The organism is Enterobacter cloacae complex sp. P6RS (genome assembly GCF_014982245.1).
GTDB classification, from domain to species: Bacteria; Pseudomonadota; Gammaproteobacteria; order Enterobacterales; family Enterobacteriaceae; genus Enterobacter; species Enterobacter bugandensis.
The window spans coordinates 25,915-40,780 of sequence record NZ_JADCLB010000012.1 but is presented as its reverse complement, the minus strand read 5'-3'; the positions used below and the strand labels follow the sequence as shown (position 1 = coordinate 40,780).

Genomic DNA, 14,866 nt, shown 5'->3' with positions numbered 1-14,866 from the left:
AACACTAAAAACGGCAATCAGGGATTGCCGTTTTGCTTTTATTTCCGCGTTAATTTCTCAAGATCCGCTTCAATCTCGCTGATCTTGTTGGTGACAACGCTTTCAAGGTGACGCAGATCGTCGAGGATCTTACGCTTGAGATCGACTTCGGTGCGATCGCGCTGGCAAATCTGATCGAGTTCATCGATCACATAGCGCAGGTTAGGGCTGATTTCCTGCACCTCTTTGTACCCTTGTCCTACGCCGTCAGCGACGACGGTCTTACGCTGGCGTGGATATTTAAACTTCACGCTCTTGGCGAAAAACTCTCCTTTATCCTTGTGAAAATAGATTTTTAAAATGTCGTTGTTGGCTTCCTGGCGAAGGCTGTAACGATCGATTTCATCAGGATTGGTAATGCCCAGACTTTTCAGATTATCGTACATAGCGGTACCCTTATCTCAACATAACCTTTGAATAATTAATGAAAAAATTCCTTTTTGCCACCCTCATATATAAAAAAAGCGGGGTCGATCCTGATTACATTTCACTGAAATTACCGGGCAGGGAAGGTGCATTGCCCCCACTCGTTTATTGTTGTTTTTAACGACTACGTCAAGTGGAAATCAATTTAATACCAAAACCTGACGATCTGAGCGCTAGCGCAGTAAGGCGATGGAGGCCAGCATTTCGCTTTCCGTGGTGGTAATTTCCTGTTCCAACAGTTCGTCGATCCGCTGTTTTTTGATTGCCTGATTGACGCCGAACAGATCGAGCTTATCCAGCAGGAACATCACCAGCGCCGTAATCACGGCGGTCAGGACTGATGAAAGTAAAATGGGGAGCGGTCCTGGTAGACCAAGGCCGCTGAGCCATGACTCAAGGCCAATAGCCGCAAAGATGGAAAGAGAACCTGCTACAAGCTTAAGAATGGCATCGCCTTTTTGGGTCATACTGCTGTGTTTATCCCTGAGGATCGGTACCGTCTGCATCAGGACCTTAAAGCCTTCTTTTACCATTCGCATGATGTTTTTGAACACGCCAACGAAGCAGTTAACAATCCCTTCCAGCAGCATCGACACGAAATTTTTAATAAAGCCGACGGCAACATCTTTTAATAAAACGACAGCGTTTTTGAGAATGTGATCTTTCATGCGACCAAGACGAATCGACAGAGCCTGCGAAAAATCGCTCGCACCTACGCCAGCTTCAATACCGTGCGTTAAACAGCTGCGCAGCTCATAGTAAAGAGGCTTGATAATGAAGAGAATGAGATCGCCCAGCGACTGATGACCTGATGCCTGGGCCGCATCTTTCGCCAGAACTTTTTGGACGTCGCGATCCTTGCGGATATTATCAAATACGGTTTCATTGGTTTTGGTATCCATCGTTTGCTGCGCGATGTCCATTTTCTCGACCATCACCTGCCGCGTTTTGATTTCCTCTTCTGTCAGCGGATGCGCGACATCTTTTTTCCCTTTTTTGACAACTACAAAGCCCTGATCGATCTCCTGCTGGAGTTCTTCGCGGGTTTTAGCGAACTTACCGGTTTTCTCGCCACGGTTGTTTTGCATGCTGGTAACAGCATAATTTTCTTCAATATTGAGAATATTTTTGATGTCATCAAGCTTCAGAGCCTTGTTGCTTTTGAGGTTGTTGCATACTTCGGCGCAGGAGACGACATGATCGACTTCGGCAGCCTGCTTCTGCTCTCCCTCGCTTTTCGCATGTTTTTTGTACTGGTAGATCGTGCCGTTACCATATTCATCCTCAGCGCGCAGATTACCGGAGAAATGGTTCTCTTTACGGGCCTTCATTTTTGCACCATCGCGCATGTTCAGAGAATCGTTGTTGCGCGTCATTTCGCCGCCGTTAAACGACGATTGTTCAGAAAAACGGTCAATGTTTTGACGCTCGTTCAAGTGCTCGCTGTAGCTATCCAGCATAAAGGCATTTCTTTCGGGCGCTTCGTAACTGAACGCCCGGCACTCCTGGTACAGGCGGGACGGGGTAACACCTTGTCGGGTGCCGATATTGCAGGCGCGCATTGTGCCGTCGAGCAGGCTGAGAAACACGGGTTCGAGGATATTGTCGATGGCGCTGCCCGTTGAGATTACGTCCAGGCGGGCCATAACGTCGTCGTTGCTGACCGTCAGGTTGGCCCCTATGATCGCTTCGCGGTAAATGCTGCCGGTATCGCACCCCTTTATAAATGCAGCATCGACTTCTCCGGTCAGATGAGCTTCGATGGCGGACGCCGTCGCCACGGATTTTAGCGCAGGGGCATTCCGCACCTGTTGCAGCTTTTTCATTCTGGCGAGATGTGCATTAAGATTTGTCATCCGTCGTCCTCAGGCCGCAACCAGTAAGTTCCAGGAGGCCATAAAATCACTTTCGCTTTGTGTTCTTAGCTCATCCTGACTTGCCATCATGCCAACAATGAGGCTAAACCTCTCCAGGCTTTTCGCATCGTTAAGCTGATATTCATTTATAAGTGACCAAACCGTTGGCAGATTGGGCGGTGTTTCGACCATCTCGACGATCTTCTGCTGAACGGCTTGAGGTAACTTTTCCCGCGGAACAAGACCAGACACTGCGTCATCCAGCAGGGCAATATTTTCCGCCGGGGGCTTGCCATTAGCCTTGATGCAGCATGTCCCCAGCGCATACGCCGCGAGGATAAAGTCATCCCGTTTACTGATATCGCGCATCTTGTCCGCCAGTTCAGTCTGGAGTTTTTTGATCTTTTCGGCGTATTCAGCTTTTGCGATCTGCTGCCCTTCAGCAATCCCTTCGTCTTTGCCGTTATTTTTTCCCCATAAATACGTCCCGGCCAGAGTGACCAGACCTGCGATCCCCGCACCAATTATTTTGCCGTAATGACTCATTGCACGATTCCCGTTTATTGCCCGCAAGGCCAGATTATTATTTGCTGTTCACGAATAATATCGTTAATCCTGTTTTTCAACAAACCTATGTTTTAAAAGAAAAAATTTGCATTAAGTAACGAGGCAAACTTCCTTGTAAAGAGATTCATCATTGTTACTTCAGCTGAGAAAAGGCGAGCGAGACGGGTATTCAAAAGCGGGGAAATGAGGCAAAGTTATCGCACGAAAGCGTAGCCCGCGGGGATAATGACATGTCAGGACGCATTGATTATCAGATCGAAAAATACAGCTTTGGCGCCGCAGATGAGAGCCCAAGGCTCACGCACCAGTGGGCAGAAGTTGCCGCAGAGTGCCGCCAGCTAAAGGCGGGTGCGGAAGAGCGTTTACGTATTGCCTTACTGAACGTGGATTATGTCACCAGCTTCGAACTGCCGTTCCGACTGGTGCTGACCCGCGCCCCTCAGCTTATCGCCGGGCTGCGCGATGAGTTTCAGCTAAGCCAGAAGAACGTCATCTTTAACGGCAAGCGCTTTGGCTGCGTCTACAGCCTGAAAGCCGATCTCAATGCGATTCCTGAGGCTTTTCAGTACCGCATGAGCACCCGCATTCGGCGGATCGATCCCACCGGGCTTACTGCAGAGCCCTTCCGGCAGATCGCCAAAGAGGTAAAAGCGCCGCGTGAGCGACTGAAGCTGGCGCTTGAGTCGGGACTGGCCGTGACGGCTCTCGACGGGCTTTTCTGGCTGGGGAGCCAGCGTATGGCGGCGGATATCGCAGGGTTGAGAAAAAAGGGAATGGCAATCGCGACTGCGGAAACGGACGTTTTTGATGATTATACCGGGACGCACAGGCGCGTCCCGGTTTATCAACGCGTCGGGGATTAGTCGATGGTGCGCAGCAGTTCGTTGATGCCCACTTTACCGCGGGTTTTCGCATCCACTTTCTTCACGATAACGGCACAGTACAGGCTGTATTTACCGTCTTTTGACGGCAGGTTACCGGAAACCACCACGGAGCCCGCCGGAACGCGACCGTAGTGCACTTCGCCGGTTTCGCGATCGTAAATGCGGGTGCTCTGGCCAATGTAAACGCCCATGGAGATCACGGAGCCTTCTTCCACGATCACGCCTTCAACCACTTCTGAACGCGCGCCGATGAAGCAGTTGTCTTCGATGATGGTCGGGTTAGCCTGCAGTGGCTCCAGAACGCCACCGATGCCGACGCCGCCGGACAGGTGAACGTTTTTACCGATCTGCGCGCAGGAACCGACGGTTGCCCAGGTATCGACCATGGTGCCTTCGTCAACGTATGCACCGATGTTCACATAGGATGGCATCAGCACGGTGTTGCGTGCGATGAATGCACCCTGACGTACTGCCGCTGGTGGGACTACGCGGAAGCCTTCTTTCTGGAAACGCGCTTCGTCGTAATCCGCGAATTTCATTGGCACTTTATCGAAGTAGCGGCTTTCTGCTCCGTCGATAACCTGGTTATCGTTGATGCGGAAAGAGAGCAGCACGGCCTTCTTCAGCCATTGATGAGTGACCCACTGACCGTCGATTTTTTCTGCCACGCGCAGGGCGCCGGAATCCAGCAGGGAAATAACCTGGTTTACCGCTTCACGGGTCACGGTATCCACATTTGCCGGAGTGATCTCGGCGCGACGCTCAAAAGCGGACTCAATAACGTTCTGTAACTGCTGCATTGTTTACTCTTTCCATTTTACTAAAAAACACGTCACCCTTTATCGTTTGGATTGAGGGCTGCTGTCAACCGTTGTTGCACTTCAAGCTGCAGGTCATTATTAAGGGCACGCCGGTCGGCGGTGGCGATTATAAATAAATCTTCTACTCGCTCGCCAATGGTTGTAATTCGGGCCCCATGAAGCGAAATTCCCAGATCGGCAAAAACCTGGCCGACGCGGGCAAGCAGCCCTGGCTGGTCGAGCGCGATCAGCTCCAGGAACGATTTACGGTCGGTGTGGGTCGGCAGGAAGTTGACCTCGGTATCGACAGTAAAATGACGCAGTTTCGCCGGCTGACGGCGCGGCTGCGGTGGCTGCCAGCTGCGCTGCGTGATCGCCTGCTCCAGACCGAAGCGAATCCCTTCATGCCTGTCCGACGACAGCGGGCTGCCGTCCGGCTCCAGCACGATAAAAGTATCCATCGCCATGCCGTCGCGGGTGGTAAAAATCTGCGCGTCGTGAACGCTCAGGTTACGCCTGTCCAGCTCGGCGCAGACGGCAGCAAACAGATAAGGCCGGTCCGGGCTCCAGATGAATATCTCCGTTCCGCCGCGCGTGGCCTGCGGGCTCAGCAGGATCATCGGTTGAGACAGATCGTGCTTCAGCAGGTGCCGCGCGTGCCAGGCAAGCTGGTTTGGGCTGTGGCGCACAAAATAGTTGGCACGGCAGCGGGCCCAAATCTGATGCAGCGCTTCTTCATCAATGTTATCCATCCGCAGCAGCGCTAGCGCCTGCAGCTGGTGATGACGCACGCGCTCGCGCATGTCCGGGGTGTTTTGCATCCCGCGTCGCAGCTGTTTTTCGGTGGCGAAGTACAGCTCGCGCAGCAGGCTCTGCTTCCAGCTGTTCCACAGGGTTTCGTTGGTGGCGCAAATATCGGCCACCGTCAGGCAGACCAGATAGCGCAGGCGGTTTTCCGTTTGTACCTCTTCGGCGAACTGCTTAATAACCTCAGGGTCCTGAATATCGCGACGCTGGGCGGTGACCGACATCAGCAGGTGATGGCGCACCAGCCAGGCGACCAGCTGCGTCTCGCGTGAGTTGAGACCGTGCAGTTCGGCAAATTTCAGTACGTCCTGCGCGCCCAGCACCGAGTGATCGCCGCCGCGGCCCTTGGCGATGTCGTGGAACAGGGCGGCAATCAGGATCAGTTCCGGATGGGTCAGGCGCGGCCACAGCTCCACGCACAGCGGGTGGCGGGAGCGCGTCTCTTCTTTGGCAAAGCTTTCCAGCTTGAGCATCACCCGGATGGTGTGTTCATCCACCGTGTAGGCGTGGAACAGATCGAACTGCATCTGCCCAACGATGTGTGACCACTGCGGCATATAGGCCCACAGCACGCTGTGGCGGTGCATCGGCAGCAGACCGCGGCTGACGGCACCCGGATGGCGGAGCATGCTCAGGAACAGCGAGCGCGCTTCCGGGATATAACACAAAGGCTGCGTCAGATGGCGGCGCGCGTGGCGCAGATGGCGCAGGGTGGTGGAGTAGATCCCGGTGATGGTGCTGTTGCGCACCATGGTATAGAACATCCGCAGGATCGCTTCCGGCTCGCGGATAAACAGCGTTTCGTCGCGCAGATCGATAAGCGTGCCGCGCAGCTGGAATTCGTCATCAATCGGGCGCGGCTTTTCGTCGGCAGTCAGGGCCAGAATGGCCTCGTCGAACAGCTGCAACAGCATCTGGTTCAGCTCGGTGACCCGGCGGGTGACGCGGAAGAAATCCTTCATCATCTGCTCAACCGGCTCGTTGCCTTCGCCCTGATAGTTCAGCCGCTGCGCTACGCTGAGCTGACGGTCAAACAGCAGGCGGTTATCGTAGCGGGTAACTTCCAGATGCAGGGCAAAACGGATGCGCCACAGCAGGTGCAGACACTCGTTTAGCTCGTTACGCTCGGCCTCGGTCAGGAAGCCAAAGCCGACCATCTCGTCCATCGAGGTGGCGCCAAAGTGACGACGGGCGACCCACTGTAACGTGTGGATGTCGCGCAGGCCGCCGGGGCTGCTTTTAATATCGGGTTCAAGATTATAGCTGGTGCCGTGGTAGCGCTGGTGGCGCTGGTTTTGCTCCTCGACCTTGGCGGCGAAGAATTTCTCAGATGGCCAGAAGCCGTCGCTGAAAATATGCTTTTGCAGCTCCAGGAACAGCGCGACGTCGCCAATCAGCAGGCGGGTTTCAATCAGGTTGGTGGCGACGGTCAGGTCCGAGAGCCCCTCCAGCAGACACTCTTCCAGGGTGCGCACGCTGTGGCCCACTTCAAGCTTGACGTCCCACAGCAGAGTCAGCAGCTCGCCTATTTTCTGCGCCTGTTCGTCCGGCAGCTTTTTGCGGCTCAGGATCAGCAGGTCGATATCGGAAAGCGGATGCAGCTCCCCGCGGCCATAGCCCCCGACGGCAACCAGTGCGACGTCGCTCACTTGCCCGAAACCGTAGTCGATCCACAGACGCTGCAGGAGCTGATCGATAAATTCGGTGCGCGCTTCGATGAGCTGCTCGGCAGAGACGCCCGCGTCGAACGCGCTGCCCAGCCAGCGGTGGAAAACATCCATATGGGCTTTTATGTGCGCGCAGGTCAGCTCGTGCGGCGGCCAGACGCCCGGGTTATCGGGCTGGTCGGGGAGGGTGGGAAGTGCTGTGTTAGCATACTGTTCGGGTAATAGATTACTCATCGTGCGCCACCCATAAGAAAAAGCTATCGCCATTAAAAAAGCCGGCATTTGCCGGCTTCTTATCACTCAATATTCGTCAGTATCGCCGGGATGGTGTCATCCTTGCGCAACGTCATAATTTCGCAGCCGTTGTCCGTTACCACAATAGTATGCTCATACTGGGCAGACAAGCTTCTGTCTTTGGTTTTCACCGTCCAGCCGTCTTTCATGGTGCGAATGCGGTAGTCGCCGGCGTTGACCATCGGTTCGATGGTGAAGGTCATCCCTTTTTGCAGCACCACGCCGCCGTCATCGGCATCATAGTGCAGAACCTGCGGCTCTTCATGGAAGACGCGGCCAATACCGTGACCGCAGTATTCGCGCACCACGGAGAAACCTTCCGCTTCCACGAATTTCTGAATTGCGGCACCGAGAGTGCGCAGGCGGATGCCCGGCTTAACCATTTTCAGCGCCAGGTACAGGCTCTCTTGCGTCACTTTGCACAGACGCTCGCCCAGAATCGTTGGTTTACCAACGATGAACATCTTCGAGGTGTCACCATGGTACTCGTCTTTAATAACGGTCACGTCGATATTGACGATATCGCCATCTTTCAGCAGTTTTTCGTCGTCCGGAATACCGTGGCAAACCACTTCATTAATAGAGATGCAGACGGATTTCGGGAAGCCGTGGTAGCCGAGACAGGCGGAAACCGCGTGCTGCTCGTTAACAATATAGTCATTACAGATGCGATCCAGTTCGCCGGTGCTGACGCCCGGCTTCACGAACGGCTCGATCATTTCCAGCACTTCCGCGGCCAGACGACCGGCGACGCGCATCTTTTCAATTTCTTCAGGTGTCTTAATAGAGATAGCCATGTAATCTGTCCATCGGTGTCGATTTTTTCGACAATACTAGTCTAAGTGTCGTCAATGGTATCAGTCAGGCACGCCCCGTGCCAAATTGAGAATCATTAACAGCACACTCCGCCAACAACTGTTGGTTTCTGGTCGTGTTTTGTGGTATAAAGCGCGCCGGACTTCCGATCCATCTCAGATACACAGGCTGGACGGAAGCGACAAATCTCACTTTGTGTAACAACACACACGTATCGGCACATATTCCGGGGTGCCCTTCGGGGTCGGTAATATGGGATACGTGGAGGCATAACCCCAACTTTCAATATAGAGGTTTTAAAACATGGCAACTGTTTCCATGCGCGACATGCTCAAGGCTGGTGTTCACTTTGGTCACCAGACCCGTTACTGGAACCCGAAAATGAAGCCTTTCATCTTCGGCGCGCGTAACAAAGTTCACATCATCAACCTTGAGAAAACTGTACCAATGTTCAACGAAGCCCTGGCTGAGCTGAACAAGATCTCTTCCCGTAAAGGTAAGATTCTGTTCGTTGGTACTAAGCGCGCTGCAAGCGAAGCTGTGAAAGATGCTGCTAACAGCTGCGACCAGTTCTTCGTGAACCATCGCTGGTTGGGCGGCATGCTGACCAACTGGAAAACTGTTCGTCAGTCCATCAAGCGCCTGAAAGATCTGGAAACCCAGTCTCAGGACGGTACTTTCGACAAGCTGACTAAGAAAGAAGCGCTGATGCGCACTCGTGAACTGGACAAGCTGGAAAACAGCCTGGGCGGTATCAAAGATATGGGCGGCCTGCCAGACGCGCTGTTCGTTATCGATGCAGACCACGAGCACATCGCTATCAAAGAAGCTAACAACCTGGGTATCCCGGTATTCGCTATCGTTGATACCAACTCCGATCCGGACGGTGTTGACTTCGTTATCCCGGGTAACGACGACGCAATCCGTGCTGTTAGCCTGTACCTGAGCGCTGTAGCTGCTACCGTTCGTGAAGGCCGTTCCCAGGATCTGGCTTCTCAGGCGGAAGAAAGCTTCGTAGAAGCTGAATAATAAGGTTTTACCCCTTATTAGTACCGTGTATGAATAGGGGCCCATTATCGGCCCCTTTTTTCAATTTACACTGTTTGGCCTCCGGCCGGGCAGTTCACATCTCCCGAGGATTTAAGAATGGCTGAAATTACCGCATCCCTGGTAAAAGAGCTGCGCGAGCGTACTGGCGCAGGCATGATGGATTGCAAAAAAGCGCTGACTGAAGCGAACGGCGACATCGAGCTGGCAATCGAAAACATGCGTAAATCCGGTGCGATCAAAGCAGCTAAGAAAGCAGGCAACGTTGCTGCTGACGGCGTGATCATCACTAAAATCGACGGCACCTACGGCATCATTCTGGAAGTTAACTGCCAGACTGACTTCGTTGCTAAAGATGGCGGTTTCCAGGCATTTGCGAACAAAGTTCTGGACGCAGCGGTTGCTGGCAAAATCACTGACGTTGAAGTTCTGAAAGCACAGTTCGAAGAAGAACGTGTTGCGCTGGTTGCTAAAATCGGTGAGAACATCAACATCCGTCGCGTATCTTCCCTGGAAGGTGAAGTACTGGGTTCTTACCAGCACGGCGCACGTATCGGTGTTCTGGTTGCGGCTAAAGGCGCTGACGAAGAGCTGGTTAAACAGCTGGCAATGCACATCGCTGCAAGCAAACCAGAATTCGTTAAGCCAGAAGACGTGTCTGCTGAAGTGGTAGAGAAAGAGTACCAGGTTCAGCTGGACATCGCGATGCAGTCTGGTAAGCCAAAAGAAATCGCAGAGAAAATGGTTGAAGGCCGCATGAAGAAATTCACCGGCGAAGTTTCTCTGACTGGCCAGCCTTTCGTTATGGATCCAAGCAAGTCTGTTGCTCAGCTGCTGAAAGAGCACAACGCTGACGTAACTGGCTTCATCCGCTTCGAAGTGGGCGAAGGCATCGAGAAAGTTGAGACTGACTTCGCAGCAGAAGTTGCTGCAATGTCCAAGCAGTCTTAATGATTGAAAAGGAGCCGCCTGAGGGCGGCTTCTTTTTGTCACCCGTCACAGGAAATCAGACAGGCTCCAGTATCGCCGTGCTGATTTGCGGCATATTATGTCGCCAGAATTAACTCCCATCTTAATCGTTGACAGTCTCAGGAAAGAAACATGGCTACCAATGCAAAACCCGTGTACAAACGCATTCTGCTTAAGCTGAGTGGCGAAGCGCTGCAGGGATCGGAAGGCTTCGGTATTGACGCAAGCATCCTTGATCGCATGGCACAGGAAATCAAAGAACTGGTCGAACTGGGTATCCAGGTTGGCGTGGTCATTGGCGGTGGCAACCTTTTCCGTGGTGCTGGTCTGGCGAAAGCGGGGATGAACCGCGTTGTGGGCGACCACATGGGTATGCTGGCAACCGTGATGAATGGCCTGGCAATGCGTGATGCGCTCCATCGCGCCTACGTGAATGCCCGCCTGATGTCCGCGATTCCCCTGAATGGCGTATGCGATAATTACAGCTGGGCAGAGGCCATCAGCCTGCTGCGCAACAACCGCGTGGTGATCCTCTCCGCCGGTACGGGTAACCCGTTCTTTACCACCGATTCCGCTGCCTGCCTGCGCGGTATCGAAATTGAAGCCGACGTGGTGCTGAAAGCGACCAAAGTAGACGGCGTGTTTACTGCCGACCCGGCAAAAGATCCTTCTGCGACCATGTACGATCAGCTGAGCTACAGCGAAGTGCTGGATAAAGAGCTGAAAGTGATGGATCTTGCCGCCTTCACGCTGGCTCGCGACCACAAACTGCCGATCCGAGTCTTCAACATGAACAAGCCTGGCGCACTGCGTCGCGTGGTCATGGGCGAAAAAGAAGGCACTTTGATCACGGAATAATTTCCGTCGACGATAAATACAGGTAAGATTCCGCTTTACTTTGTAGTGGTATCTTACCTGGACGCGCCTTTGGCGTTGTCATGAATTAAACGCGACTATACTTAGCACACCTGTAGCGCTGTGCTGGCGGATAGTCTGCCTGAGACAAGTTTTCAAGGATTCGTAACGTGATTAACGACATCAGAAAAGATGCTGAAGTACGCATGGACAAATGCGTAGAAGCGTTCAAAAACCAAATCAGCAAAATCCGTACTGGCCGTGCTTCCCCAAGCCTGCTGGATGGCATCATCGTAGAATACTACGGTACGCCAACCCCTCTGCGTCAGCTCGCGAGCGTGACGGTTGAAGATACCCGTACGCTGAAAATCAACGTCTTCGATCGCTCTATGAGCCCGGCCGTTGAGAAAGCGATCATGGCTTCTGACCTGGGTCTGAACCCAAGCTCAGCGGGTGCTGACATCCGCGTTCCGCTGCCTCCGCTGACGGAAGAGCGTCGTAAAGATCTCATCAAAGTGGTTCGCGGTGAAGCTGAGCAGGGTCGTGTTTCCGTGCGTAACGTGCGTCGCGATGCGAACGATAAAGTGAAAGCACTGCTGAAAGAAAAAGAGATCAGCGAAGATGACGATCGCCGTTCTCAGGACGACATTCAGAAAATGACCGACGCTGCCATCAAGAAAATTGATGCGGCGCTGGCAGAAAAAGAAGCGGAACTGATGCAGTTCTGATTTCTGTCGTACACTGATAAACGCCGTTCAGAGGGACTTCGGGTCTTGCTGGCGGCGTTTTGCTTTTATCTGGTCTAACTTTTTCGGGCATCTCATGAAGCATTTAACACTCCTCGGCTCAACCGGTTCCATTGGTTGCAGTACTCTCGACGTCGTCCGCCATAATCCTGAACTTTACACCGTGACAGCGCTGGTGGCCGGTAAGAATGTGCAGCGTATGGTCGAGCAGTGCCTGGAGTTTATGCCCCGCTATGCGGTGATGGATGACGAAGAGAGCGCACGCCTGCTAAAAGCCCAACTGCGTGAGAAGGGCAGCCGAACCGAGGTGCTGAGTGGCCAGCAGGCGGCCTGCGAGATGGCGGCGCTGGATGAGGTTGACCAGGTTATGGCGGCCATTGTCGGCGCAGCCGGGCTGCTGCCGACACTTGCTGCGATCGATGCCGGTAAAGATGTTTTGCTCGCCAATAAAGAGTCGCTGGTGACCTGCGGACGTCTGTTCATGGACGCGGTAATACAGCGCGGGGCGCGTCTTTTACCGGTCGACAGCGAGCACAACGCCATTTTTCAGAGTTTACCGCAACCTTTTCAACAGAACCTGGGGTACGCTGACCTGGAGCAGAATGGCGTTGTGTCGATTCTGCTTACCGGGTCTGGTGGCCCGTTCCGTGAAACGCCACTCTCTGAACTGCGCGCAATGACGCCGGATCAGGCGTGCCGTCATCCGAACTGGTCAATGGGGCGTAAAATCTCCGTGGATTCTGCCACCATGATGAACAAAGGTCTGGAATACATTGAAGCGCGCTGGCTGTTTAATGCGTCGGCGAAACAGATGGAAGTACTGATCCACCCGCAGTCGGTGATTCACTCGATGGTGCGCTATCAGGATGGCAGCGTGCTGGCACAGCTCGGCGAGCCGGATATGCGTACGCCTATTGCCCATTCAATGGCATGGCCGAACCGGGTGAAATCCGGCGTGAAGCCGCTTGATTTCTGTAAGCTCAGTTCTCTGACGTTCAGTGAACCAGACTACGATCGTTATCCTTGTCTGAAGCTTGCAATGAACGCCTTTGACCAGGGGCAGGCGGCGACGACGGCACTGAATGCAGCCAATGAAATTACCGTTGACGCATTTCTGAATCAGCAGATCCGTTTTACCGATATCGCGACCTTAAATTTATCGGTACTGGAAATGATTGATTTGCGTGAGCCACAAAGCGTGGAAGAGGTGCTGGCGGTGGATACAGCTGCTCGTGATATTGCGCGTAAACAGGTGACACGTCTCGCAAGCTGGTGATAAAGCAAGCACTAGTGGTCGTGCTATTTGTTAGCGTTGGGCTTCAGTGATATAGTCTGCGCCACCTGATCGCAGGAATTTGACTTTATGTGGTCAGGTAAGCCGTGGTTTGACACGGCTTTTTTATGTACAGGCTTAAGTATTCCTGAGTACCGTTAAATCCTTTCAGGGACAAAAAACGCGTTATGTTGTCTGCGAATCAACCAATAAGCGAAAACTTGCCAGCTCATGGCTGCCGTCATGTAGCAATCATTATGGATGGCAACGGGCGCTGGGCGAAAAGACAAGGGAAAATACGAGCCTTTGGGCATAAAGCGGGAGCGAAATCTGTTCGCCGCGCCGTCTCTTTTGCCGCCAATAACGGCATTGATGCGTTAACGCTCTATGCTTTTAGCAGTGAAAACTGGAATCGACCTCCGCAGGAAGTGACTGCGTTGATGGAATTGTTCGTGTGGGCGCTAGACAGCGAAGTAAAAAGCCTGCACCGCCACAACGTTCGCCTGCGCATCATTGGCGATACCAGTCGTTTTAACTCACGTTTGCAGGAGCGGATTCGTAAAGCAGAAGCGCTGACGGAAAATAATACCGGTCTGACGCTCAACGTTGCGGCGAATTACGGTGGACGCTGGGATATTATCCAGGGCGTTCGGCATCTGGCCGAACAGGTTCAGGAAGGGCTGTTGAGACCCGACCAGATTGATGAAGAGGCGCTGAGCAAGCAAATCTGCATGAATGAACTGGCACCTGTGGATTTGGTAATTAGGACAGGGGGGGAACATCGCATAAGTAACTTTCTGATATGGCAAATTGCCTATGCTGAACTTTACTTTACAGATGTTCTCTGGCCCGATTTTGATGAACAAGACTTTGAAGGTGCGCTGCATGCCTTTGCCAATCGAGAGCGTCGTTTCGGCGGCACCGAGCCAGGTGGCGACAAAGCCTGATGGGGGTAGCTTTTGCTGAAGTATCGCCTGATTTCCGCTTTTGTTTTAATACCCATTGTCATTGCGGCGCTGTTTTTACTGCCCCCGGTGGGATTCGCCATTGTCACGCTGGTAGTGTGCATGCTTGCCGCGTGGGAATGGGGACAGTTTAGCGGCTTTACCTCGCGCAGTCAGCGAGTATGGCTTGCGGTACTCTGTGGCTTTATCCTGGCCATAATGCTGTTTACGTTGCCTGAATATCACCATGATATTCATCAACCGCTGGTTGCCGGCTCCTTGTGGATGTCGTTGGCCTGGTGGGTTGTTGCGCTGTTGCTGGTGCTTTTTTATCCAGGTTCGGCCGCAATCTGGCGTCATTCAAAAGTGCTGCGACTGATTTTTGGTTTGCTCACCATTGTTCCGTTTTTCTGGGGCATGGTCGCGCTGCGCGCCTGGCACTATGACGAAAATCACTACAGCGGTGCGATCTGGCTGCTTTATGTGATGATTCTCGTCTGGGGGGCTGACTCCGGGGCCTATATGTTTGGTAAACTGTTTGGCAAACATAAGCTGGCACCAAAAGTTTCGCCGGGAAAAACCTGGCAAGGCTTCATCGGCGGCTTGTTTACGGCAGCGATCATCTCCTGGGGCTATGGCGTCTGGGCAGATCTGGCCGTGGCACCATCAATACTGCTGGTGTGCTCGATTTTTGCTGCACTTGCCTCAGTGCTCGGTGATTTAACCGAAAGTATGTTTAAGCGTGAAGCAGGGATTAAGGACAGCGGACATCTTATTCCAGGGCATGGCGGTATACTGGATCGCATTGACAGCCTGACAGCGGCTGTTCCAGTATTTGCTTGCCTGCTTTTACTGGTATTCGGGACGATTTAACGG

14 protein-coding genes are annotated in these 14,866 nt (G+C 53.1%); 8 read left to right on the top strand and 6 right to left on the bottom strand.

All coding sequences use genetic code 11. From position 1 onward, the window contains the following. Positions 1-38: 38 nt before the first annotated feature. The 3 genes from INF73_RS07140 to INF73_RS07130 form a co-directional block, all read right to left on the bottom strand. The gene (locus INF73_RS07140; protein WP_014168696.1) at positions 39-425 is read right to left on the bottom strand and encodes a DUF3461 family protein; all 387 of its coding nucleotides are present in this window, start codon (positions 423-425) and stop codon (positions 39-41) included. A gap of 213 nt (positions 426-638) precedes the next feature. Beyond that, positions 639-2,321 carry a hypothetical protein gene (locus INF73_RS07135; protein WP_193540309.1) on the bottom strand — a complete coding sequence of 561 codons (1,683 nt, stop codon included), beginning with the start codon at positions 2,319-2,321 and terminating at the stop codon, positions 639-641. Between the two features lie 9 nt (positions 2,322-2,330). Beyond that, entirely contained in the window at positions 2,331-2,867 is a 537-nt protein-coding gene (locus INF73_RS07130) for a hypothetical protein (protein ID WP_193540311.1), read from the bottom strand. A 251-nt stretch (positions 2,868-3,118) separates the two neighbouring features. On the opposite strand from INF73_RS07130, the gene INF73_RS07125 reads away from it, so the two are divergent. Then, the gene (locus INF73_RS07125) at positions 3,119-3,751 is read left to right on the top strand and encodes a DNA-binding protein (RefSeq protein WP_041911197.1); all 633 of its coding nucleotides are present in this window, start codon (positions 3,119-3,121) and stop codon (positions 3,749-3,751) included. On the opposite strand, the gene dapD is transcribed toward INF73_RS07125, so the two are convergent. The 3 genes from dapD to map form a co-directional block, all read right to left on the bottom strand. Beyond that, positions 3,748-4,572, bottom strand: coding sequence for a 2,3,4,5-tetrahydropyridine-2,6-dicarboxylate N-succinyltransferase (gene dapD / locus INF73_RS07120; RefSeq protein WP_008501915.1), 825 nt, complete (start codon positions 4,570-4,572; stop codon positions 3,748-3,750). The two genes, INF73_RS07125 and dapD, sit on opposite strands and share 4 nt — an antisense overlap. Positions 4,573-4,604: 32 nt before the next feature. Then, entirely contained in the window at positions 4,605-7,280 is a 2,676-nt protein-coding gene (glnD, locus tag INF73_RS07115) for a bifunctional uridylyltransferase/uridylyl-removing protein GlnD (RefSeq protein ID WP_008501914.1), read from the bottom strand. A gap of 62 nt (positions 7,281-7,342) precedes the next feature. Beyond that, entirely contained in the window at positions 7,343-8,137 is a 795-nt protein-coding gene (gene map, locus INF73_RS07110; RefSeq protein WP_028015578.1) for a type I methionyl aminopeptidase, read from the bottom strand. A 322-nt stretch (positions 8,138-8,459) separates the two neighbouring features. On the opposite strand from map, the gene rpsB reads away from it, so the two are divergent. The 7 genes from rpsB to cdsA all read left to right on the top strand — a co-directional run bounded on the left by rpsB (position 8,460) and on the right by cdsA (position 14,863). After that, positions 8,460-9,185 (top strand): 30S ribosomal protein S2, encoded by a 726-nt coding sequence (gene rpsB, locus INF73_RS07105; RefSeq protein WP_003856207.1) that lies wholly within the window; start codon positions 8,460-8,462, stop codon positions 9,183-9,185. A 117-nt stretch (positions 9,186-9,302) separates the two neighbouring features. After that, positions 9,303-10,154 (top strand): translation elongation factor Ts, encoded by an 852-nt coding sequence (gene tsf, locus INF73_RS07100; protein ID WP_028015579.1) that lies wholly within the window; start codon positions 9,303-9,305, stop codon positions 10,152-10,154. A gap of 150 nt (positions 10,155-10,304) precedes the next feature. Continuing rightward, positions 10,305-11,030: a UMP kinase gene (pyrH, locus tag INF73_RS07095; protein ID WP_008501910.1), complete on the top strand. Its 726-nt coding sequence runs from the start codon at positions 10,305-10,307 to the stop codon at positions 11,028-11,030. A 167-nt stretch (positions 11,031-11,197) separates the two neighbouring features. Then, positions 11,198-11,755, top strand: a complete 558-nt coding sequence (gene frr, locus INF73_RS07090) for a ribosome recycling factor (RefSeq protein ID WP_003856180.1) — start codon at positions 11,198-11,200, stop codon at positions 11,753-11,755. Between the two features lie 94 nt (positions 11,756-11,849). After that, positions 11,850-13,049 (top strand): 1-deoxy-D-xylulose-5-phosphate reductoisomerase, encoded by a 1,200-nt coding sequence (ispC, locus tag INF73_RS07085; RefSeq protein WP_193540313.1) that lies wholly within the window; start codon positions 11,850-11,852, stop codon positions 13,047-13,049. Positions 13,050-13,234: 185 nt separating this feature from the next. Next, positions 13,235-13,993: a (2E,6E)-farnesyl-diphosphate-specific ditrans,polycis-undecaprenyl-diphosphate synthase gene (ispU, locus tag INF73_RS07080; protein ID WP_028015581.1), complete on the top strand. Its 759-nt coding sequence runs from the start codon at positions 13,235-13,237 to the stop codon at positions 13,991-13,993. Positions 13,994-14,005: 12 nt separating this feature from the next. Then, a complete protein-coding gene (gene cdsA, locus INF73_RS07075; RefSeq protein WP_041911193.1) occupies positions 14,006-14,863 on the top strand; it encodes a phosphatidate cytidylyltransferase in 858 nt (285 codons plus the stop codon). The last annotated feature ends 3 nt before the right edge of the window (positions 14,864-14,866 follow it).

Coding starts and splice junctions, on each gene's coding strand:
- glnD (WP_008501914.1), bottom strand. CDS start 7,280: ATGAGTAATCTATTACCCGAACAGTATGCTAACACAGCACTTCCCACC.
- INF73_RS07130 (WP_193540311.1), bottom strand. CDS start 2,867: ATGAGTCATTACGGCAAAATAATTGGTGCGGGGATCGCAGGTCTGGTC.
- ispU (WP_028015581.1), top strand. CDS start 13,235: ATGTTGTCTGCGAATCAACCAATAAGCGAAAACTTGCCAGCTCATGGC.
- dapD (WP_008501915.1), bottom strand. CDS start 4,572: ATGCAGCAGTTACAGAACGTTATTGAGTCCGCTTTTGAGCGTCGCGCC.
- ispC (WP_193540313.1), top strand. CDS start 11,850: ATGAAGCATTTAACACTCCTCGGCTCAACCGGTTCCATTGGTTGCAGT.
- tsf (WP_028015579.1), top strand. CDS start 9,303: ATGGCTGAAATTACCGCATCCCTGGTAAAAGAGCTGCGCGAGCGTACT.
- INF73_RS07135 (WP_193540309.1), bottom strand. CDS start 2,321: ATGACAAATCTTAATGCACATCTCGCCAGAATGAAAAAGCTGCAACAG.
- rpsB (WP_003856207.1), top strand. CDS start 8,460: ATGGCAACTGTTTCCATGCGCGACATGCTCAAGGCTGGTGTTCACTTT.
- INF73_RS07140 (WP_014168696.1), bottom strand. CDS start 425: ATGTACGATAATCTGAAAAGTCTGGGCATTACCAATCCTGATGAAATC.
- pyrH (WP_008501910.1), top strand. CDS start 10,305: ATGGCTACCAATGCAAAACCCGTGTACAAACGCATTCTGCTTAAGCTG.
- map (WP_028015578.1), bottom strand. CDS start 8,137: ATGGCTATCTCTATTAAGACACCTGAAGAAATTGAAAAGATGCGCGTC.
- INF73_RS07125 (WP_041911197.1), top strand. CDS start 3,119: ATGTCAGGACGCATTGATTATCAGATCGAAAAATACAGCTTTGGCGCC.